We start from the raw sequence: 22,496 nt of genomic DNA on the forward strand, positions 1-22,496 counted from the left end.
ATGGATTGAAGGTCGCGGGCGTTCTCGGCCGAATGGGTCGTCACCTTGTCCTCCGTCTCCGTTGCGCCGGGGCCGGGCGTCGCCCTCAGCCTAGCCGCAAGCCCGCCCGGGCCGCAACCCGGGCGGCGGGTTCCCGCGCCCTTGCCGCGACGCGGCCTGCGGCGTTGCCGCCCTTGCCCCGGGCTGCGCCTGCCCCTAAACCCCGGGCCTGAACCCCTGCCACCGGAGGATGGGCATGGCACGACGGGACATGACGGCAGACGACAGGGCGGCGTCGAAGCGGCTGGATGCCCTCGGCGGGCTCGGGCCCTTTCTTGCGCCCTATCGCGCCCTCGTCGTCATGGCCGGGGCAGCGCTCGTCCTCACGGCCTCGATCTCGCTCCTCCTGCCGGTGGCGGTGCGCCGGGTCATCGACGGCTTCAACTCGGGCGCGGCCCTGCTCGACAGCTATTTCGCCGGTGCCATGGTCATCGCCGGCCTGCTCGCGATCGGCACAGGGGCGCGCTACTACCTCGTCACCCGGCTCGGCGAGCGGGTCGTGGCCGACATCCGCAAGGCCGTCTTCGACCGCGTGATCGGGATGAGCCCGGCCTTCTACGAGCGGATCTTGACCGGCGAGGTCGTGAGCCGCATCACCACCGACACGACGCTGATCCTGTCGGTCATCGGCTCCTCCGTCTCCGTTGCATTGCGGAACCTGCTGATTCTGCTCGGCGCCATGGCGATGATGCTCTTGACCTCGGCCAAGCTCACCGGGCTCGTCCTTCTCATCGTGCCGGCGGTGATCGTGCCGATCATCACGCAGGGACGGCGGCTGAGACGCCTCAGCCGCGAGAACCAGGACTGGATCGCCGCCTCCTCCGGCTTGGCGTCCGAGGCGCTTTCGGCGGTGCAGACGGTGCAGGCCTTCACCCACGAGACGGCCACGCGCGCCGACTTTTCGCGGGTGACGGAAGAAAGCTTCACCTCGGCGAAGGCCCGAATCCGTACGCGGGCGGCGATGACCGTGATCGTCATCTTCCTCGTCTTCGCGGGCGTCGTCGGGGTGCTCTGGATCGGCGCGCGCGACGTGCGCGCGGGTGCGATGAGCCCGGGCGAGCTGGTGCAGTTCGTCATCTATGCCGTCATGGCGGCGGGATCGGTCGCCGCGCTGTCGGAAATCTGGGGCGAGCTGCAGCGCGCGGCCGGGGCGACGGAGCGGCTGGTGGAGCTTCTCGGGGCGACCGACAGCGTGCGCGACCCGGCGACACCGGTCAGCCTGCCGCGCCCCGCGAAGGGGGAGATCGTCTTCGACGGCGTGACCTTCCATTATCCGACGCGCCCGGACCAGTCGGCCCTGGAGGGCGTTGACCTCCACGTCCGGCCGGGCGAGACGGTCGCGCTCGTCGGCCCCTCGGGCGCGGGCAAGACGACGGTGATCCAGCTTCTGCTGCGCTTCTACGACCCCGACCGGGGACGCATCACCATCGACGGTGTCGCTCTGCCCGACATGGCGCGGTCCGACTTCCGCCGCGCCGTCGCGCTGGTGCCGCAGGACCCGGTGATCTTTGCGGCCTCGGCACTTGAGAACATCCGCTACGGCCGGCCCGAGGCCACCGATGCCGAGGTGGAGGCAGCGGCCCGCGCGGCGGCCGCGCACGAGTTCATCATGGCGCTGCCGGAGGGCTACGCGAGCTTCCTTGGCGAGCGGGGCGTCATGCTTTCGGGCGGGCAGAAGCAGCGCATCGCCATCGCCCGCGCGATCCTGCGCGACGCGCCGATCCTCCTCCTGGACGAGGCTACCTCGGCGCTCGATGCCGAAAGCGAACGCGCGGTGCAGCGTGCGGTGGACGAACTTGCCAGGGGCCGCACGACACTGATCGTCGCGCACCGGCTCGCCACGGTGAAGAAGGCCCATCGGATCGTCGTCTTCGATGCCGGGCGGATCGTGGCGAGCGGCACCCACGACGACCTCGTGGCCGAGGGCGGCCTCTATGCGCGCCTCGCGCGGCTCCAGTTCACCGAAGGGACCGGTGCGGCGAAGCAAGACGCTCCGGGCCGAACCCCGTCGTGACGCGGCGTCCCGGCCGGTGCGACCGGGCGTAGTTCTCTTGCCCGGAACCGACTTTGCCCCCATCCTTGCGTGCAATGAGAGGCCCGTGGGAGCGGGCTAGGGGGAGGAGTTCATGGGGAAGTTTTCAGGGGTTGCCGACCGTGATTCCGTCGAGCGCGAGATGCCTTACGGAGAGCGCGACCTTCCGGTCACGCTCTACCGGTTCCTGAGCCGCACGCGCGACGCCCACGGCGCCCGGCCGGCGATCAGTTTCCAGCTGCTTTCGGACCAGCGATCGAAGGCCGAGACCTGGACCTGGAACACGCTCCTCGGGAGGATCACCCAGGCCGCGAACCTCTTCCGCAGCCTGGGTGTCGGCGAAAGGGACACCGTCGCCTACCTCCTGCCCAACAGCCTCGAAACGGCCGCGGTCCTCCTCGGGGGGGCCGTCGCGGGCGTCGTCAATCCGATCAACCCGCTTCTCGACCCCGAGCAGATCGCCGCGATCCTGCGCGAGACGAAGGCGAAGGTGCTTGTCACGCTGAAGGCCTTTCCCAAGACCGATGTGCCGCAGAAGGCCGCGGCGGCGGTGGCGCTGGCCCCGAACGTCCAGACGGTGCTGGAGGTCGATCTGAACCGCTATCTCGCGCCGCCGAAGTCCTGGATCGTGCCCTTCGTCCGGCCGAAGAACCCCGCGATGCACAAGGCCCGCGTGCTCGATTTCGCGGCCGAATGCGCGCGCCAGCCCGCCGAAAGGCTGAGCTTCGCCGACAGCGCGGGCGACCGGGTCGCGGCCTACTTCCACACCGGCGGCACCACCGGCATGCCCAAGGTCGCGCAGCACAAGTACTCGGGCATGATCTACAACGGCTGGCTGGGCGGCCGTTTGCTTTTCGACGAGACAGACGTGCTGATCTGCCCCTTGCCGCTCTTCCATGTCTTTGCGGCCTATCCGGTGCTAATGTCCGTGATCGCGTCTGGGGCGCACATGGTCATGCCGACGCCCGCGGGCTACCGCGGCGAAGGCGTCTTCGACAACTTCTGGAAGCTGATCGAGCGCTGGCGCGTGACCTTCCTGATCACGGTTCCCACGGCCATCGCCGCGCTGATGCAGCGCCCGGTCGACGCCGACGTCTCCTCGCTCAAGATCGCGATCTCGGGCTCGGCGCCCCTGCCGCTCGAACTCTACAACCGGTTCGAGAAGGCGACCGGCGTGCAGATCGCCGAGGGCTATGGCCTGACCGAGGCGACCTGCCTTGTCTCCTGCAACCCGGTGGATGGCCGCAAGAAGGTCGGATCGGTCGGCGTTCCATTGCCCTATTGCCACGTCCGCATCCTGCACACGGACGCCAATGGCGGGGTCCTGAAGGAATGCGCGGTGGACGAGGTCGGCGAGATCTGCGTCTCCAACCCCGGCGTCTTCGAGGGGTCGACCTATACCGAGGTGGACAAGAACCGGGACCTCTTCGCCGAGGGCCGGTATCTCAGGACCGGCGACCTTGGCCGGATCGACTCCGACGGCTACCTCTGGATCACCGGACGGGCCAAGGATCTCATCATCCGCGGCGGCCACAACATCGACCCGGCCGAGATCGAGGAGGCGATGATGGGCCATCCCGCCGTGGCCTTCGTCGGCGCCGTCGGCCAGCCCGATGCCTTCGCCGGCGAATTGCCCTGCGCCTATGTCGAGCTCGTCAAGGGCGCGGAGGCGACGGCCGAGGAACTCACGGAGTACGCACGGACCCACATCCACGAGCGTGCCGCCGTGCCGAAGCATGTCGAGATCCTGCCCGAGCTGCCGAAGACGGCGGTGGGAAAGATCTTCAAGCCCGACCTCAGGAAGCTCGCGATCCGGCGGGTCTACGACGCGGCGCTGGCCGAGGCGGGTCTTGCCGTGCGGGTGCGCGAGGTCTTCGAGGACAAGAAGCGCGGGCTCGTCGCGCGAATCGAGCGCACCGGGCCGGTGGACAAGGAAGCGCTGAGGCACAAGCTGGGCGAGTTCACTCGGCCCTGGGACTGGGCCGAATAGCCCCGGAGGCCCGCGCCGCTTCGGACATGCCGCCACGCGGAAGCCGCGACGGCCGCGCGGCTGGTCGCCCGAGGCGTTTTGTCCAGCGTTTCGTGGGAATTATGCGGCGTAGCTGCCACCCTGCCGCAATTTCGCCGCATTCCGGCCGTTGAATTGTCGCTGGGGGCGCAACGGCAGGCTGGAACAACCGGTCGCCGATGACGGGAATGGTGACAATGCGCTGCCTTCGCTTCCTTGCCGGTCGTATCGCGTGCTTTGTTCGGTCCGAATCCGGCGCCGCGACGGTCGAGGCCGTGCTGTGGCTGCCGATGTTCGTGATGATCGTCGCGCTTCTGGCCGACGTCTCGATGATGTTTCACGGCCAGTCGCGGCTTCTGCGCGTGGCCCAGGACGCCAACCGCAACCTGTCGATAGGTCGGCTGAAGGACGAGGCTGCCACCCAGGCCTTTGTCATTGCGCATCTGTCGAACGTGAGCCCGCACACGATGGCGGCCACCAGTGTCACGGCAGGCCTGATCACCACGACGGTCAGCGTGCCGCTGAACGACCTCGACCTCTTCGGCATCGCCAAGATCTTCTCTGGCGCCCGGATGACGGTTCAGGCCGAGCATCTGATGGAGAACTGAGCCATGGTCACCCCGAAGGTCTCCGCCGCCGTCCTCCGCTTCCTCTCGCGTGAGGAGGGCGGCATCACCGCCCTGAGCCTTCAGGTCTTCATGGCCTCGCTCGTCCTCGGCGGCCTCGCGCTCGACTTCGGCAACGGCGTCGCCTCGAAGACACAGTTGCAGGTCGCGGCCGATGCCGCCGCCCATGCCGCGATCTACACCCGCGAACTCCGCAGCCCCGAAGAGGCGAAGGCCGCCGCGCTGCAGATCGCGGCGCTGAACATGCCGGGCGGCAAGTACGGCAATGTCCTCACGACAGAGGACATCAAGTTCGGCCGCTGGAAACCTGACACCCAGGTTTTCACCGTCGACGATGCGAACGCGCGCGACGCGGTAATGGTGGCGGTCAAGCGGCACAAGGCGAAGGGCAACGGTGTCTCCACCTACCTGCTCGGCCTCGTCGGCTTCACCGCGTGGGACGTCACCTCCGAGACGGTGTTCGAAACCTACTATCCGACGTGCTTCCGCGAGGGCTTCGTGGCGCAGGACCGGGTCGACATGCAGTCGAACGGCCACTTCACGTCCGGCTTCTGCATCCACTCGCAGAACCATGTCTCGGTCAGTTCCAACAACACCTTCGAACCGGGCGTCGTAGTGTCGATGCCCGACAAGCGGGACATCGAACTGCCGAGTTCCGGCTTCACGAGCAACACCGGGCTTCAACCCGCATTGCGCGACGGGTCGTACCAGATCCGCATCCTGAACCGGATCGACGACATCATCCGCGGCATCGAGACCGACCCCTTCGATCCGCAGGTCGGGATCATGGCACAGGGCTCGCAGTACTATCGATCCTACATCACCAATGCCTCGCCGGTGACGATCAAGGCGCAGGGCGCGACCTCGCTCGACTCCGCGAAGTTCAAGACCGGCCGCATCCATGTCATGGACTGCAAGAACGACCAGAGCCACAAGCAGATCGGCGCGGGCTTCAGCCTGGTGAACATGGTGCTGGTCACGGATTGCAGGCTGCAGTTCGCCGCCGGCGCGGTGATCGAGAACGCGGTGATCGTCACCAAGAACACCGACCCGAAGTCGTTCTATGCTTCCTCCGACATCGTCATCGGCAAGGACGACAACTGTGCGGAGGGTGGCGACGTGCAGATGGTGACGCTGGGCGGCGTCGAGTTCGCGGCGAAGGTCAACATCTACGGCAGCCAGATCCTTGCGGCGGGCGATATCTCGATGACGGCCAATGCCGACGGGATCGAGGGCGTCGCGCTCGTCTCGGGCGGCAAGCTCGACGTCACCTCGAACGGAGCCTTCGGCTTCTGCGACGGCGCCGGGATGAACAACAACTACGCCGCGGCCTACTTCCGCCTCGCGCGCTGAGATCCCGCGTCCCGGCCCCGCCGTGGGCCGTGGGCCTCCCCCGACGGCAATTCGGCGCCTGCCCGGCCGGTCGCCCAACCGGCCGGGTTTTTGCACCCTCGGCCGTCCAGCGACACATTCTGTCGCGGAAAGGCGCGGCAAGCCCGCTTGGGCGTTGAAATCTGCTGTCCGGGACGGTTCACTGCCAGAGGGGCAGGGCGGTCCGCGAACGGAGGGGGCGATGCGCTATTCGGGGCTCAGGGTCATCCGCGAGGGGCTCTCGGGCAACAGGGGCTGGACGCCCGCATGGCGCGACCCCGCGCCGAAGGAGGAATACGAGGTCGTCATCATCGGCGGCGGCGGGCATGGTCTGTCCACCGCCTACTACCTTGCGAAGAACCACGGCATCACCAACGTCGCCGTGCTCGAAAAGGGTTATCTCGGTGGCGGCAACGTGGGCCGCAACACGACGATCGTGCGCGCCAACTACTTCTTGCCCGGCAACCAGGAGTTCTACTCCCATTCGCTGAAGCTCTGGGAGGGGCTGGAGGCGGAGCTGAATTACAACGTGATGCATTCGCAGCGCGGCCTCATCAACCTCTTCCACTCCGACGGCCAGCGCGACGCCTTTGCGCGGCGCGGCAACGCGATGATCAACCAGGGCGACGACGCCGAGCTTCTCGACCGCGAGGGGGTGCGGCGGTATCTGCCATATCTCGATTTCGAACAGACCCGCTTCCCGATCTATGGCGGCCTTCTGCACCGCCGCGGTGGCACGGCGCGCCACGACGCCGTGGCCTGGGGCTATGCGCGGGGCGCAGACCGGCGCGGCGTCGACCTGATCCAGAACTGCGAGGTGACGGGAATCGACATCGTGGATGGCCGGGTGCGCGGCGTCCAGACCACGCGCGGCCCGATCCGCGCAAAGAAGGTCGGAATCGTCGTCGCAGGGCGGTCAGGCCAGGTTGCGGCGATGGCGGGCATCCGGCTGCCGATCGAGAGCCACGTCCTCCAGGCATTCGTGACCGAGGGGCTGAAGCCGGTGATCGACCATGTGGTAAGTTTCGGCATGGGCCATTTCTACATCTCGCAGAGCGACAAGGGGGGGCTCGTCTTCGGCGGCGACCTTGACTTCTACGCCTCCTACGCGGCGCGGGGGAACCTGCCGATGGTGGAGCATGTGATGGAGGCGGGCATGACGCTGATGCCGATGATCGGCAAGGCGAAGGTGCTGCGCAGCTGGGGCGGCATCATGGACATGACGCCGGACGGCTCGCCGATCATCGACAGGACCGATGTCGGCGGGCTCTACATCGACTGCGGCTGGAACTACGGCGGCTTCAAGGCGGTGCCGGCCTCGGGCTGGTGCATGGCGCATCTGATGGCGACCGGAGACCCCCACCCCGTCGCCCGCCGTTTCCGTCTCGACCGTTTCCTGACCGGGCACATCCTCGACGAGGAAGGCACCGGCAGCCAGCACAACCTGCACTGAGGGACCACCGATGAGGCTGACCTGCCCCCTCTGCGGCGAGCGCGACCGGCGCGAGTTCACCTACTACGGCGCGGCGGTGTATGCCGACCGCCCCCACGCCGGCGCCGGACCGGATGCCTGGGACGACTACCTCCACCTGCGCGACAATCCCGCCGGCGAGACCCGCGATCTCTGGTACCACGAGCTTGGTTGTTCGGCCTGGATCGAGGTCACGCGCAACACGGTCACGCACACGATCACCGCGACTCGGCTTGTCGCGGAACGCGAGCGCCCGGCGAAGCCGAAGGGCAGGGGACGGCGGGCATGAGGATCGCCGGCAAGGGACTCATCGACCGCTCGGAGACGGTGGGCTTCCGGTTCGACGGGCGCGACTACACCGGCTTTCGTGGTGACACGCTGGCCTCGGCGCTCCTCGCCTCCGGCGTCCGCATCTTCGGCCGGTCGTTCAAGTATCACCGGCCGCGCGGGGTGATGACGACCGGATCGGAGGAACCGAATGCGCTCGTCACCGTGGGGCGCGGCGCCCGCCAGGTGCCCAACGTGCGCGCGACGGTGCAGGAGATTCACGCCGGGCTCGAGGCGCGGGGCCAGAACGCCTGGCCGTCGATCGGGCTCGACCTTATGGGGGTCAACGACCTCTTCGCGCCCTTCTTCGGCGCCGGCTTCTACTACAAGACCTTCATGTGGCCGAGGGCCTTCTGGGAAAGCCTCTACGAGCCCGTGATCCGGCGTGCCGCGGGGCTCGGCGCGCTGTCGGGGAAGTCGAACGACGAGGCCTACGAGAAGGCCTGGGCCTTCTGCGATCTCCTCGTGATCGGGTCCGGCCCGGCCGGCCTCATGGCCGCGCTCGTCGCGGGGCGCGCCGGTGCGGACGTGATCCTTGTGGAGGAGGACAGCCGGATGGGCGGGCGGCTCCTCCTGGAGTCGCACCAGATCGCGGGGCGACCCGGCGCGGACTGGGCGGCCGATGTGCTGGCCGAACTCGGCGCCCTGCCGAATGTCCGGCTGATGCCCCGCACCACCGTCACCGGCGCCTATGACGGCGGCACCTACGGCGCGCTCGAACGGGTGGCCCTGCATATCGCAGGCCCCGACGACGACGTCCCGCGCGAAGGCTTCTGGCGGATCGTGGCCCGGCGCGCCGTGCTCGCCTCGGGGGCGCACGAGCGCCAGATCGCCTTTGCGAACAACGACCGGCCGGGGATCATGACCGCGGGCGCGGTGCGCGGATATCTCAACCGCTGGGGCGTGGCGGCCGGCAAGTCGGTGACCGTCTTCGGCAACAACGACTACGCCCACCGCACGGCGCGCGATCTTTCCGCCGCGGGCGTCCGCATCGCGGCGTTGATCGACCTGCGCGAGGATGTCGCGATGCCGGGCGATTTCCCCGTCCATGCCGGATGCCGGGTAATCGACACGGTGGGACGGCGCGGCCTGCGCGAGGTCGTGATCGCCGACCGCGAGGGCAAGGTCTCGCGCATCGTCAGCGACTGCCTCGCCGTTTCGGGCGGCTGGAACCCGGCGCTGCACCTCGCCTGCCACCTGAACGGCCGTCCCGACTGGCGCGAGGACATCGCGGCCTTCGTGCCGCGTGCAGGCATGGTGCCGGGGCTTACCGTCGCCGGGGCTGCGAACGGTGCCTTCTCGACCCATGCCTGCCTCGCGGAGGGTGCGGCGGCGGCCGAGGCGGTGGTCGAGGATCTGGGGCTTCGCGCGGCGAAGACCGATCTGCCGCAGGCCGAGGATGCGGGCGTGCGCATCCGCGCCTACTGGGAAGTGCCGGAGCCGAAGCACCGTGCCTGGCTCGATTTCGCCAACGACGTGACGACCAAGGACGTGCGCCTTGCCGCGCAGGAGAACTACCGCAGCGTCGAGCACATGAAGCGCTACACGACGCAAGGCATGGCGCCGGACCAGGGCAAGAATTCCAACGTCGCGGCGCTGGCCATCCTTGCCGATGCGACGGGCCGGGCGATCCCCGAGACCGGGACGACGACCTTTCGCCCGCCCTACACGCCCGTCTCGATCGCCGCGATGGGCGCGGGCGGTCAGGGCAAGGGCTTCGCGCCGGAGCGGCGCACGACCTCCGACGGCGCCGCGCGGGATCGCGGCGCGCCGATGATCGAGGCCGGGCTTTGGTATCGCGCCGCCTATTTCCCGCGACCGGGCGAGGCGAGCTGGCGCGAGTCGTGCGACCGCGAGGTCAGGATGGTGCGGGAGCGGGTGGGGGTGGCCGACGTCTCCACGCTCGGCAAGATCGACATCCAGGGCAGGGACGCCGGCCGCTTCCTCGACCTCGTCTACACCAACACGTTCTCGACGCTGAAGCCGGGGCGGGTGCGCTACGGCCTCATGCTGCGCGAGGACGGCATGGTGATGGACGACGGCACCACCGCCTGCCTCGGCGAGGGTCACTACCTGATGACCACGACGACGGCGGCGGCGGGACAGGTCATGCGGCACCTCGACTTCGTCCATCAGGCGCATTGCCCGGACTGGGACGTGCGGATGATCTCGGTCACCGAAAGCTGGGCGCAGTTCGCGGTGGCAGGGCCGCTCGCGCGCGAGCTTCTCAATTCGGTGCTGGAGACTCCGATCGACGGCGCGGCCTTTCCCTTCCTCTCCTGCGGGGAGGTCCGCGTGATGGAGGTGGAGGCGCGGCTCTTCCGCATCTCCTTCTCCGGCGAGGCGGGATACGAGATCGCGGTGCCCGCGCGTTTCGGCGCGGCGCTCTGGCGCGACCTCGTGGCGCGGGCGGAGAGTCTCGGCGGCGGAGCCTACGGGATGGAGGCGCTCAATGTCCTCAGGATCGAGAAGGGCTTCATCACCCATGCCGAGATCCATGGCCGCGTGACCGCCTTCGACATCGGCTTGCAGGGGATGGTGAGTGCTAAGAAGGACTGCATCGGCAAGGCGGCGAGCCAGCGGCCCGGCCTGACCGGTCCGGAGCGAGAGCAACTCGTCGGGCTGAGGCCCATTCCGGCCGGGCGAGCCATCGCCGCGGGCGCGCATCTCTTCGACGAGGGGGCGGCGGCGGTCGCGTCCAATGACCGCGGCTATGTCACCTCGGTCTGCTGGTCGCCGACGCTGCGCTCCCACCTCGCGCTCGCCTTCCTGAAGGACGGTCGGGCGCGGATCGGCGGCCGGGTGAAGCTCGTGGACCACCTGCGCAAGGCGGAGGTCCTCTGCGAGGTGACGCATCCGGTCTTCTTCGACCCAGAGGGAGGGCGCGCCCGTGCCTAGGCTCATCGAGACCGCCGCCTGCGAGGGGCTGCTGCCGGTCGTCCTGCCCGAGGTCCGGCTGAGCGAGCTGCCCTTCGCCCCTGTCACCTCGGTCGCGGCCTTCGCCGGCAAGGACAGGGCGGTGGGGACGGCGCTGAGGAAGCTGGGCCTCGGCTGGCCCGAGCCCGGGCGGTCGGTCCGCGCCGGCGAGGCCGCCTGCCTCTGGACCGGCCGCGACCAGGCGTTCCTCATCGGCGCCGCGCCCGAGGGGCTGGCGGGGGTTGCCGCGCTGACCGACCAGTCGGACGGATGGGCGCGGATGCGGCTTCAGGGCCCGGGTGCGGAGGCAGTGCTTGCGCGCCTCGTGCCGATCGACCTTCGGGTCGCGGCCTTTCCCGAAGGTGCGGTGGCCCGGAGCGGGCTCAACCACATGATGATGGTGCTGATGCGCGAGGGGCCGCAGGCGTTCCAGATCATGGTCTTCCGCTCCATGGCCGGGTCGGCCGTGCATGAACTGGCGGTGGCGATGAAGGCGCTCGCCGCCCGCGCCGCGCTCGGCTGACGACCGCGGAAGCGGGCTGACGGGCCTTGCCCGCCGCAGCCGAAGGGCCGATATTCGGCCGATGAGTCTGCCCCCCGGTTTCCTCGACGAACTGCGTGCCCGGACGACGCTGAGCCACGTCGTCGGCCGCAAGGTGACCTGGGACCAGCGCAAGTCGAACCGGGCGAAGGGCGATTTCTGGGCGCCGTGCCCGTTTCACCAGGAAAAGACCGCGTCCTTCCACGTCGATGACCGCAAGGGCTACTACTACTGTTTCGGCTGCCACGCGAAGGGTGATGCGCTGACCTTCCTGCGGGAGGCCGAGGCAATGCCGTTCATGGAGGCGGTGGAGACTCTGGCGCGCGAAGCCGGGATGGCGATGCCCGCGGCCGACCCCAAGGCGGCCGAACGCGCCGACCGGCGCACCGAGCTTGCGAAGGTCATGGAGGAGGCCGTCCGCCATTACCGGTTGCAACTCAGGACCTCCGCCGGGGCGGCGGCGCGCGACTACCTGGCGCGGCGCAGGCTTTCGGACACGGCGCAGGACCGGTTCGAGATTGGCTTTGCGCCGGAGGGGTGGCAGGGGCTCTGGGATCACCTGAAGGCCAAGGGCATTGCCGACGATCTCATCCTCGGCGCCGGACTGGCGAAGGCCAGCACCAGGGGCAAGGCACCCTACGATGTCTTCCGCAACCGGATCATGTTTCCGATCCGCGACGCGCGCGGCCGCTGCATCGCCTTCGGCGGTCGCGCCATGGACCCCGCCGACGGCGCGAAATACCTCAACTCGCCGGAAACCGAGCTCTTCGACAAGAGCCGCACCCTCTACAACCACGGGCCGGGGCGAGAGGCGGCCGCGAAGGGGCAGCCGCTTCTCGTGGCCGAGGGCTACATGGACGTGATCGCGCTCGTCGGCGCCGGGTTCGAGGCGGCGGTGGCGCCCCTTGGCACCGCGATCACGGAAGACCAGCTTCAGCTTCTCTGGCGCATTCACCCCGAGCCCCTGATCATGCTCGACGGCGACGCCGCGGGCATCCGCGCCGCCACCCGGCTCGTCGATCTGGCGCTGCCCCTGCTCGTCGCGGGGCAGGGGCTGCGCTTCGTCATCCTGCCCGAGGGGCTCGACCCCGACGACCTGATCCGTACGCGCGGCCACGCGGCGATGGCGGCAGCCGTCGCCGGTGCCGAACCGATGGTGAACCTGCTCTGGCGGCGCGAGACCGAGGGCCGCGTCTTCGACAGCCCGGAACGCAGGGCCGCGCTCGACAAGACCCTGCGCGAGTCGATCCGGCGGATCGCCGACCCATCGATCCGGGCGCACTACGGCGAGGAGATCAAGCGTTTGCGCTGGGAGCTTTTCGCAGCCGGCCGGCCGCCGCCGCGGGGAGGGGCCACGCGGCGACCGGAGGGACGCGGGCAGGGTTTCCGCCCGGGTGCCGCGACCGAACCCCTGCCGGGAACGCGGGCCTCGCTCCTCGCGGCCGCCCCGGTCGGAGACGTGGAGGATTACCTGCGCGAGGCGATGATCCTCGCCATCGCGATCACGCATCCCGGTTGTGTCACCCGCTTCGAGGGGGAGTTCGAGACGCTTCACCTGCGCGACGCCGGCCACGAGCGCCTGCGCCATGCCGTTCTCGTGGCGGCGCATGACGGCGGTCCCGCCTCCTTGCGGGAAAAAGTGGCGCGTGCGGCGGGCGCCGAGCTTGAAAAGCTCTTCGCGCTCGCCCATGTGCGCATCGCTCCCCCCGTGCGCAACACCGACGACAGCGATTTCGCCGCAATGTGCCTTGCCGAGGAACTTGCCAAGCTGGAAGCCCGGCGCGGCATGGAGGCCGAGGTGGCCGAGGCGATGGAGGACCTTGCTGGGCTTGCCGACGAGGGCCTCACTTGGCGGCTCGGCCAGGCAGCCGAGGCCCGGTACCGGGCGGAACGGTCGAAGCTCGACGACGACAGCGACATGGGCGAGGATCGCGGCGCGCTCTCGGCCGGGCTTCAGCGGCTCATCGACGCCGCCGTCTGGGAGAAGAAGAAACCCTGAAGGCCGCGCACGCAGGGCCGCCGCCCCTGTGATTCGCCGCCATGATTCGCTAAGACGGTCGGGCCGATTCGCCCCGCGCCCGAGTCGCCCGCAAGGAAGGAGCCCCGATGGCCGCCAAGGACACCGACGAGCAGAAGCCGGAAACCGACGACAGCGAGCACACGCTCGACATGTCGCAGGCCGCGGTCAAGAAGATGATCGCCGACGCGCGCGAGCGCGGCTACATCACCTACGACCAGCTCAACGCCGCGCTTCCGCCCGAACAGGTTTCCTCCGAGCAGATCGAGGACGTGATGTCGATGCTCTCCGAGATGGGCATCAACGTCATCGAGGAGGAAGAGGCCGAGGAAGGAGACAATGCCGCGGGCGCCGTGGTGGAGGCGTCGACCTCACGCGAGGTCGCCATCGCCGCCTCGGCGGGCGAGACGCTCGACCGGACCGACGATCCGGTGCGGATGTACCTGCGCGAGATGGGGACGGTGGAGCTTCTGTCGCGCGAGGGCGAGATCGCCATCGCCAAACGCATCGAGGCCGGCCGCAACACGATGATCGCGGGGCTCTGCGAAAGCCCGCTGACGTTCCAGGCCATCACGATCTGGCGCGACGAGCTCCTGAACGAGGACATCCTCCTGCGCGACGTGATCGACCTCGAGGCGACCTTCGGGCGCTCGCTCGACGAGGACGGCGACATGGACGCCCCCGTCGTCGAGGGCGGGGAAGCTGCTCCGCGCAAGGCCGAGGGCGACGCGGCGGAGCCCGAGCTCGACGCCGACGGCAACCCGATCATGCGCGCCGAGGACGAGGACGAGGACGACGAGGCCTCCAACATGTCGCTTGCCGCGATGGAAGCCGCGTTGAAGCCGCGCGTGCTGGAGATCCTCGAGAACATCGCCCGCGACTATTCCCGGCTGGCCGAAATGCAGGACCAGCGGATGTCGGCCACGCTGAACGAGGACGGCACGTTTACGGTGGCGGACGAGACCGCCTATCAGAAGCTCCGGTCCGAGATCGTGGTGCTGGTGAACGAGCTTCACCTGCACAACAACCGGATCGAGGCGCTGATCGACCAGCTCTACGGCATCAACCGCAAGATCATGCAGATTGACTCGGCGATGGTGAAGCTTGCCGACGCGGCGCGCATCAACCGCCGCGAGTTCATCGACGAGTACCGCGGCTACGAGCTCGACCCGACCTGGCTCGACCGGATGGCGGCGAAATCGGGTCGCGGCTGGCAGGCCCTGGTCGAGAAGAGCCAGGACAAGGTGGAGGACCTGCGCGCCGACATGGCGCAGGTCGGCCAGTATGTCGGCGTCGACATCCAGGAATTCCGCCGCATCGTCAACCAGGTCCAGAAGGGCGAGAAGGAAGCCCGGCAGGCCAAGAAGGAAATGGTCGAAGCGAACCTTCGCCTCGTCATCTCGATCGCCAAGAAATACACCAACCGCGGGTTGCAGTTCCTTGATCTTATTCAGGAAGGCAATATCGGCTTGATGAAGGCGGTGGACAAGTTCGAATACCGTCGCGGCTACAAGTTCTCCACTTATGCGACATGGTGGATCAGGCAGGCGATCACCCGCTCCATCGCCGACCAGGCCCGCACCATCCGCATCCCGGTCCACATGATCGAGACGATCAACAAGCTGGTCCGGACGGGGCGCCAGATGCTGCACGAGATCGGCCGCGAGCCGACGCCCGAGGAACTGGCCGAGAAGCTGCAGATGCCGCTGGAAAAGGTCCGCAAGGTGATGAAGATCGCCAAGGAGCCGATCAGCCTCGAAACGCCCATCGGCGACGAGGAGGACAGCCAGCTCGGCGACTTCATCGAGGACAAGAACGCGATCCTGCCGCTGGATAGTGCCATCCAGGAAAACCTGAAGGAAACGACGACCCGCGTGCTGGCGTCGCTTACGCCGCGCGAGGAGCGTGTGCTCAGGATGCGCTTCGGGATCGGCATGAACACCGACCACACGCTGGAGGAAGTGGGCCAGCAGTTCTCCGTCACGCGCGAACGCATCCGCCAGATCGAGGCGAAGGCGCTGAGGAAGCTGAAACACCCGTCGCGGAGCCGGAAGCTCAGGAGCTTCCTGGATCAGTAGCGGCTGCGCCGGCCGGACTCGCGGGCGCGATCGCGCATTAATCGGTGCCGGGGACCGCTGCGCGGTTTCCCGTCCCGGCGTGCGGGGTCTCGCACCCGACATGCGCCTGTGCCGCCCGCGCCGCAATTCCGCCGCGTTCGGCAGGGATTGTCGCCGGAAGGGGCGAAAACTACTTCTTTCCTTGCGAAATGGACGCCGTTTCCGCAAAACGCGAGGCAGGAACAGGAGGGCTTGCGTGGCAGGCGTAAGAACACTCCCTTCGCAGCGGGGCGCTGTCCTGATGCGGGACGGGCATGTGGTCGTTCGCCCTGATGGTGCGGGGCGGGCGGCACAGCGCATGCCGTTCTTCGCGCTCGTTGTCTTCGTCGCGCTCTTGATTCCGGCGTTCTTCCATATCGGAACGCTGTTGATGACGCCGTCGCGGCTTCTGTTCCTTCTGCTGATCCCGTTGCTGCTCATGAAACTTCTGGGCAAGAGCTACGGGCGCGTCACCTATATCGACTGGCTCATTCTCTTCCACATGTCCTGGTTCACGCTGAGCGTCTTCGTGAACGCTTCGGCCAGCACCGCGATCACCTACACTGGTGTCAACACGGTCATCCTGCTCGGCGGTTACCTTGCCGGGCGCGCCGCGATCCGCGACCTCGACCAGTTCCTCGGCTTCGTGCGCTTCTTTGCCCTCGTGCTGACGCTCAGCGTGCCCTTCATCGTCTACGAGACGCTGACGGGGCACCTCACGATCCCGAAGATCGTCGAGATGATCCCGGGCGTCACCTCGAACCGGGATGTGCAGTACCCGCGTCGGATGGGGCTCGATCGGGTGCAGTTCGTCTTTGTTCACCCGATCCACTACGGGTTCTTCTGCTCGCTTTCGGTCGCGCTCTTCTTCCTCGCGATGAAGAACCAGATCGGCAACTTCCGGCTCTGGGCGCAGGCTGCCGTGCTTGCGCTCACCACCTTCTTCTCGCTTTCGAGCGGCCCCCTCCTGTCGATGATCATCCAGTTCCTGCTGATCATGTGGCTCTACGTGATGCGCAAGAACGAGCGGCCCTGGATGACGCTCGTCTGGATCAGCCTCGGGCTCTACGTCGTGCTTGAGGTCGCGTCGAACGGCCCGGCACTTTACTACATCATTACCAAGGTGGCATTTAACCCCGGAACGGCAAACGCACGTCGGGTCCTGCTCGACTACGGCATCGACCAGGTGATCGCGACGCCGGTCTTCGGTATCTTCAAGCGGCCGTGGAACCTTCCGCCCTGGATGACCGGCAGCCTCGACAACTACTGGCTGGGCCTTGCCGTGGCCTTCGGATTCCCCACCTTCTTCTCGCAGTTCCTCGCCTTTATCCTCGCCATCGTCGCTGTCGCCAAGCGCGATTTCCCCAAGGGCAGCACGCTTGACCGTGTGCGGACCGCCTGGGTCATCTCCATGATCAGTGCGACGCTGACGCTCGGCACCGTCTTCGTCTGGAGCGAGATAGCCTCCTTCATGTTCTTCTTCTTCGCGGCCGGCCTGTGGATGCTGGACGCCGAGGTCGAGACGGGCGAGGCGCCGCCGCCCGAGCCGGAGGCCGAGGCGCGACGGGGGCCGCAGTATTCGCGCTATGGCCCGTCCCGGCAGCGACCGCTCGGGCCCGGGCTGGTGCCGCGCGCCGCCGGGCGACGGACATGAGCGGCGGACTCCGGGCATGAGCGTGAAATCCGAGTTCATCTCGAAACGGTCGGTGCCGCTCGACTGCATCCGGGCGACGGCCATCGTCATGGTCGTCGTCTTCCACGTGGCGACGCGCTATCCCGATGCCGCACTCGACCCGTTCGCCGCGCTCTTCCGCGCCTGGGGCACGCTCGGCGTCGATATCTTCTTTCCGTTGAGCGGCTATCTCATCACCTCCTTCCTGATCCGCCACGCCGATGCCGGGTCGATCCGCACCTTCTTCCTCAGGCGCTTCTTCCGGATCGTGCCGCTCTACATGGTGGCCGTGACGATCTATTTCCTCGCCGCCAAGGTGCTCGACCAAGAGCCGGGGATCATCGACAGGATCTGGATTCCCTACACCTTCCTGACCGGCTGGTTCATCTTCTTCGACGGCGTCGAGACGGTGCCCTACACCATCACCTGGTCGCTCTCGGTCGAGGAGTTCTCCTACATCGTCATCGGCCTCGCGGCGCTGGTCGCGCGCCGGTCGTTGCCGGGCTTTCTGCTCTTCCTGAGCCTCTTTGCGCTGGGTTTGCGGTACTACCTGAACACGGTGGGCCACGCGGGGACCTATCACTTCCCGCTGACCCGGCTCGATTCCATCGCCATGGGGGGCATTCTCGCCTGGGCGATGGGCCGGGGGATGCCCGTTGTCCTCCCGGTTGCCGCCCTGACGCTCGTCGCCCTCGGGGCGCGAATGCTCAGCGGGGCCTTCGCGCCGACTTTCCTCTACACGCTCGTCACCTGCCTGACGCTTCTCGCCATCGCGGTCTCGGAGTCCTGGCTCAGGGGTTACCGCGGGCTTCTCGCCACCGGTTATGCGCGGGTGGGGTTCTATTCCTACTTCATCTACCTCTTTCACTTCATGGTGCTCGAGGCGCAGCTCAGGGCCGAAGGCGCGCTCGGCCTCGGCGGGATTCCCTTCTGGGTCAATGCCGCGCTCTGCCTCGGGCTGAGCTACGGCGCCGCCGTGGTTTCCTTCCGCTGGTTCGAGGGGCCGATGCTGCAGTTCGGGCGGCGGCTCGAATCGCGGCCGGCCGCGCACGCGGGTGCGGCGGTCAGGGCCGGTGCGGGCAATGACTAGGAGGCGCAGGACGAAGGGTTCGGTATGGGTGCGTCAGGTTCGGACATGATGCGGGGCGACGTGGCAAGGTCAGCCCGGGCGGGGCCGGTGGAAGCGCCGGGCGCGGGCAGCCTGCCGCCCACGCTCGCGCGCGGCGCAATCCCCTCGCTCGACGGCATCCGGGCGGTGTCGGTCGCGATCGTCTTCTTCGCCCATGCCGGGCTCTCGGACGCCATCGCCGGAGGCTTCGGGGTGACGATCTTCTTCTTCCTGTCGGGGTTCCTCATCACCACGCTCTTCCTGCGCGAATGGCGGGACACCGACAGTATCCACATCGGCAAGTTCTACGTCCGCCGGTTCCTGCGGCTCTCGCCGCCGCTCTTCTTCACGCTCGGGGTGGGCTACCTGCTCGTCTGGCTCGGCTTCGCGGACGGGAAGTTCGAGCCGCTGGCGATCCTCAGCCAGCTTCTATACTTCCACAACTACTATCTCGCGGCCTTCCCCGATGCGGGGTCCGTCGTCGTCGGACTGCAGCCGCTCTGGTCCCTCTCGGTGGAGGAGCATTTCTACCTCATCTTTCCGCTCATCTTCCTGCTCTTCACGCGCGGGAAGGTGCGGGTTTCCCACATCGTCGCACTGCTCGTCGCCATCGTCGCCTGGCGCTACTTCCGCTGGCAGGTCCTGCTCGACACCCAGTGGACGATCTACATCTCCACCGACACGCGGTTCGACTCGATCCTCTACGGCTGCCTCCTGGCGCTCATGGAGCGGAACGGGGCGGCGGCACGGGTGATGCCCCCGGACAACCGGCGGCTCACGCTCCTCGTCTTCGGGGCGCTCGCGGTGCTCGCCCTCTCGATCCTCGCGCGCGACATGACCTTCCGGTCAACGCTGCGCTACACGGTGCAGGGTATCGCGCTGATGGTCGTCTTCCACTACGCGGTCACCCGGCCGGATTACTGGCTGTTCCGGCCGCTGAACCTCGGCTGGGTCAGGACGATCGGGCTCTATTCCTACTCGATCTACCTCGCCCACTACGTGATCATCCGGATCCTGCACAAGCACGACTGGTTCGAGGGCAACGCTGCGCTCTTCATCGCCGCCGCCGCGGTCATCTCCATCGCCTATGCGGCCTTCGTCTGGCATGTGATCGAGCCGCTGCCGCGCCGGCTCAGGCACCGCTTCGCCTGACCCCTTCAGGCCGCCACCGCCTCCGCCGGCGCGTCCTTGGCGCCGGTCATGAAGGCCACGGCATCCGACATGGTGAAATCGCCCGGCCGGATCACGCAGAGCCTGCGCCCGAGCCGGTGGATATGGATGCGGTCGGCCACCTCGAAGACATGCGGCATGTTGTGGCTGATGAGGATGATCGGGATGCCGCGCCCCCGCACGTCGCGGATCAGTTCCAGCACGCGCCGGCTTTCCTTCACGCCGAGCGCCGCCGTAGGCTCGTCGAGGATCACGACCTTCGAGCCGAAGGCTGCCGCGCGGGCGACCGCTACCCCTTGACGCTGGCCGCCCGAGAGCGTCTCCACCGCCTGGTTGATGTTCTGGATCGTCATCAGTCCCAGTTCGTTCAGCTTCTCGCGCGCGAACTTCTCCATTGCCGGGCGGTCGAGCTTGCGGAAGAGCGCGCCCATGATCCCCTGCCGCCGGATTTCGCGGCCCATGAACATGTTGTCCGCGATGGACAGGGCCGGCGACATGGCAAGCGTCTGGTAGACGGTCTCGATGCCGGCGCCGCGCGCTTCGAGCGGGGTCGCGAAGGCGACCTTGCGGCCCTCGAGCCAGATCTCCCCCTCATCCGGGACCACGGCGCCGGAGATTGCCTTGATCAGGGTCGACTTGCCGGCGCCGTTGTCGCCAATCACGGCGAGGATCTCGCCGGGGTAGAGGTCGAAGTCGCAATGGTCGAGGGCGACGACCTTGCCGTAGCGCTTGACGAGATTGCGGGCTTTCAGGATCGGGTCCATCACGCGGCCACCTTTCTGATCCACTGGTCCACGGCGACGGCGAAGATGATCAGCGCGCCAATGAGGAAGAAGGTCCATTGCGGGTCGGTGCCGACGAGGCGCAGACCCATCTCGAAGACGCCGACGATCAGCGCCCCGAAGAACATGCCGAGGATGGAGCCGCGCCCGCCGAAGAGCGAGATGCCTCCGATCACCACGGCGGTGATCGACTGGATGTTGCCGAGCTGGCCGGTGGAGGCCGTGGGCGAGACCGAGCCGAAGCGTCCGATCATCACCCAGCCGGCGACGGCGCAGAAGAGGCCGGCCAGCGCATAGACCTGGAGGATGACACGGTCGGTCTGCACCCCGGCAAGCTTCGCGGCCTCGGCGTCGTCGCCGACGGCATAGACATGGCGGCCCCAGGCGGTGTGGCGCAGCACATAGGCCATCACGAGGACGAGCGCGATCATCAGGAACACGGCATAGAGCACCTTCACGCCCCCCGGCTGGATCGCATTGCCCCAGAACTGGAGCGCGGGGGCATTGGCGGCGATGTCCTGGCTGCGGATGGTCTCGTTCGCCGAGAAGATGAAGTTGGAGGCAAGCAGGATCTGCCAGGTGCCGAGCGTCACGATGAAGGGCGGCAACCTCAGCCGCGAGATGAGGAGGCCGTTCATCGCCCCCATCGCCGTGCCGAGCGCGAGGCCGAGCGAGATGGCCAGGGGCGCGGGCAGGCCGTAGCGGAAGGTGAGCTGGCCCATCAGCACCGAGGAGAAGACGGCGATGGCGCCCACCGACAGGTCGATGCCCGCCGTCAGGATCACGAGGGTCTGGGCGCAGCCGAGGATGCCGACGATGGCGATCTGCTGAAGGATCGTCGAGATCGTCGTCGCCTTGAAGAAGTTCTCCGACAGGAGCGCGAAGACGACCACGGCGACGGCCAGCACGATCATCGGAACCGCCGACGGCGTCTGGTGCAGCCAGTGCTGCATCCGCTTCAGCGCGCCTTCGGGCTCGTGGAACTCGGCCACCTTCTCGGAGGCGCCCTTCAGGCCCTCCTCGAAGGCCGTTCCAGCTCTTTGATCCGCAGCCATGTTGCCCCTCCCTCTGTCCAGGTTCCATTGCCAGAAAAAAGGGCGGCGCGGGCCGCCCCTTCACTGGTTACCGGCACCCGGGTAACAATGCGACCGATCAGCCCCAGCAGAGCTCCATGCCCTTGGCCGTGTCAATCGACTCGACGCCTTCCGCCGGCTTGTCGGTGATGAGCGCGACGCCGGTGTCGAAGAAGTCCTTGCCCTCGGTCGGCGCGGGCTTGGAGCCGTCCTTGATGTAGGCGGCGATCGCCTCGATGCCCTTGGATGCCATCAGCAGCGGATACTGCTGCGAGGTGGCGCCGATGATCCCGTCCTTCACATTCTGCACGCCCGGGCAGCCGCCGTCGACGGAGACGATGAGGGTGGAGCCTTCCTTGCCCACGGCCTTCAGCGCTTCGTAGGCGCCCGCCGCCGACGGTTCGTTGATCGTGTAGACGACGTTGACGTCCGGGTCCTTGGCGAGAAGCGCCTCCATGGCCTTCAGGCCGCCTTCCTCGTTGCCGGCGGTGACTTCGTGCCCGACAATGCGCGGGTCGGTCTCGTCGCCCCATTTGTTGGGGTCGCCGAGGTCCACGCCGAAGCCCTGCAGGAAGCCCTGGTCGCGCAGCACGTCGACCGAGGGCTGCGAGATGGCGAGGTCGAGCAGCGCGATCTTGGCATTCGCGGCCGCATCGCCCATCGTCGCCTTGGCCCACTGGCCGATGAGGAGGCCGGCGGCGAAGTTGTCGGTGGCGAATGTCGCGTCCGCCGCGTCGATCGGGTCCAGCGGCGTGTCGAGCGCGATCACCAGCACCCCGGCGTCCCGTGCGGCCTTGACGGAATCGACGATCGCCTTGGTATCCGAGGCCGTCAGGAGGATGCCCTTCGCGCCGTCGGCCACGCAGGCCTCGATGGCCGCGACCTGGCTTTCGTGGTCGCCGTCGATCTTGCCGGCATAAGACTTCAGTTCGATCCCGAGTTCGGCGGCCTTTGCGGTCGCGCCTTCCTTCATTTTCACGAAGAAGGGATTGGTGTCGGTCTTGGTGATGAGGCAGGCGCTGTCGGCCGAGGCGGCGGTGGCGCCGCCGATGAGAAGCGCCGCCGTGGCGGCGCTGGCGAAGAGTCTCTTCATGTCGTCCTCCCTGACGAAGGGTCTCGCGCGTCCTGCACGGCCCGGGCATCGCGGACAGGCCGCGTCTGCCTGTCCCCGACGTCGGTTGTGCCCCGACTCGGCGTGGGCTGTCAATAAATAAATCAAGTTGATTTATTAATAGGGCGAGACCAGA

At 67.7% G+C, this 22,496-nt stretch carries 16 protein-coding genes; 13 read left to right on the top strand and 3 right to left on the bottom strand.

Annotated elements, in window-relative coordinates; translation table 11 throughout:
• The first annotated feature begins 235 nt into the window (after positions 1-235).
• The 13 genes from F9K34_RS04110 (at position 236) to F9K34_RS04170 (ending at position 19,376) form a co-directional block, all read left to right on the top strand.
• Positions 236-2,053 carry an ABC transporter transmembrane domain-containing protein gene (locus tag F9K34_RS04110; protein WP_291335618.1) on the top strand — a complete coding sequence of 606 codons (1,818 nt, stop codon included), beginning with the start codon at positions 236-238 and terminating at the stop codon, positions 2,051-2,053.
• Positions 2,054-2,165: 112 nt separating this feature from the next.
• Positions 2,166-4,061, top strand: a complete 1,896-nt coding sequence (locus F9K34_RS04115; RefSeq protein ID WP_291335621.1) for an acyl-CoA synthetase — start codon at positions 2,166-2,168, stop codon at positions 4,059-4,061.
• Positions 4,062-4,276: 215 nt separating this feature from the next.
• Positions 4,277-4,687 (top strand): TadE/TadG family type IV pilus assembly protein, encoded by a 411-nt coding sequence (locus F9K34_RS04120; protein ID WP_291335623.1) that lies wholly within the window; start codon positions 4,277-4,279, stop codon positions 4,685-4,687.
• Positions 4,688-4,690: 3 nt separating this feature from the next.
• A complete protein-coding gene (locus tag F9K34_RS04125; protein WP_291335625.1) occupies positions 4,691-6,058 on the top strand; it encodes a pilus assembly protein TadG-related protein in 1,368 nt (455 codons plus the stop codon).
• Between the two features lie 220 nt (positions 6,059-6,278).
• Positions 6,279-7,529: a sarcosine oxidase subunit beta family protein gene (locus F9K34_RS04130; RefSeq protein WP_291335627.1), complete on the top strand. Its 1,251-nt coding sequence runs from the start codon at positions 6,279-6,281 to the stop codon at positions 7,527-7,529.
• A 10-nt stretch (positions 7,530-7,539) separates the two neighbouring features.
• A complete protein-coding gene (locus tag F9K34_RS04135; RefSeq protein WP_291335629.1) occupies positions 7,540-7,836 on the top strand; it encodes a sarcosine oxidase subunit delta in 297 nt (98 codons plus the stop codon).
• Complete coding sequence (locus F9K34_RS04140) at positions 7,833-10,772, top strand: sarcosine oxidase subunit alpha family protein (protein WP_291335631.1); 2,940 nt, start codon at positions 7,833-7,835, stop codon at positions 10,770-10,772. The genes F9K34_RS04135 and F9K34_RS04140 overlap by 4 nt, the downstream gene beginning before the upstream one ends.
• Positions 10,765-11,313 (top strand): sarcosine oxidase subunit gamma, encoded by a 549-nt coding sequence (locus F9K34_RS04145; RefSeq protein WP_291335633.1) that lies wholly within the window; start codon positions 10,765-10,767, stop codon positions 11,311-11,313. Before F9K34_RS04140 ends, F9K34_RS04145 begins: the two co-directional genes overlap by 8 nt.
• A 61-nt stretch (positions 11,314-11,374) precedes the next feature.
• Positions 11,375-13,330, top strand: coding sequence for a DNA primase (gene dnaG, locus F9K34_RS04150; protein WP_291335635.1), 1,956 nt, complete (start codon positions 11,375-11,377; stop codon positions 13,328-13,330).
• Between the two features lie 107 nt (positions 13,331-13,437).
• A complete protein-coding gene (gene rpoD / locus F9K34_RS04155) occupies positions 13,438-15,426 on the top strand; it encodes an RNA polymerase sigma factor RpoD (protein WP_291335638.1) in 1,989 nt (662 codons plus the stop codon).
• Between the two features lie 337 nt (positions 15,427-15,763).
• Entirely contained in the window at positions 15,764-17,098 is a 1,335-nt protein-coding gene (locus F9K34_RS04160) for a hypothetical protein (RefSeq protein WP_291335640.1), read from the top strand.
• A 16-nt stretch (positions 17,099-17,114) separates the two neighbouring features.
• Positions 17,115-18,206, top strand: coding sequence for an acyltransferase family protein (locus F9K34_RS04165; RefSeq protein ID WP_291335641.1), 1,092 nt, complete (start codon positions 17,115-17,117; stop codon positions 18,204-18,206).
• Between the two features lie 45 nt (positions 18,207-18,251).
• Positions 18,252-19,376, top strand: a complete 1,125-nt coding sequence (locus F9K34_RS04170) for an acyltransferase family protein (protein WP_291335642.1) — start codon at positions 18,252-18,254, stop codon at positions 19,374-19,376.
• 5 nt (positions 19,377-19,381) lie between these two features.
• Here the strand turns inward: F9K34_RS04170 and F9K34_RS04175 are convergent, their stop codons facing one another.
• From F9K34_RS04175 to F9K34_RS04185, 3 genes are all read right to left on the bottom strand, one after another.
• Positions 19,382-20,158, bottom strand: a complete 777-nt coding sequence (locus F9K34_RS04175) for an ATP-binding cassette domain-containing protein (RefSeq protein ID WP_291335644.1) — start codon at positions 20,156-20,158, stop codon at positions 19,382-19,384.
• Positions 20,158-21,231, bottom strand: a complete 1,074-nt coding sequence (locus F9K34_RS04180) for an ABC transporter permease (protein ID WP_291335646.1) — start codon at positions 21,229-21,231, stop codon at positions 20,158-20,160. The genes F9K34_RS04175 and F9K34_RS04180 overlap by 1 nt, the downstream gene beginning before the upstream one ends.
• A 97-nt stretch (positions 21,232-21,328) precedes the next feature.
• Positions 21,329-22,342, bottom strand: coding sequence for a sugar ABC transporter substrate-binding protein (locus F9K34_RS04185; RefSeq protein ID WP_291335648.1), 1,014 nt, complete (start codon positions 22,340-22,342; stop codon positions 21,329-21,331).
• Between the last annotated feature and the right edge of the window lie 154 nt (positions 22,343-22,496).

Origin of the sequence: Albidovulum sp. (assembly GCF_008933605.1) — a bacterium.
In the GTDB taxonomy this organism is placed as follows: Bacteria; Pseudomonadota; Alphaproteobacteria; order Rhodobacterales; family Rhodobacteraceae; genus Albidovulum.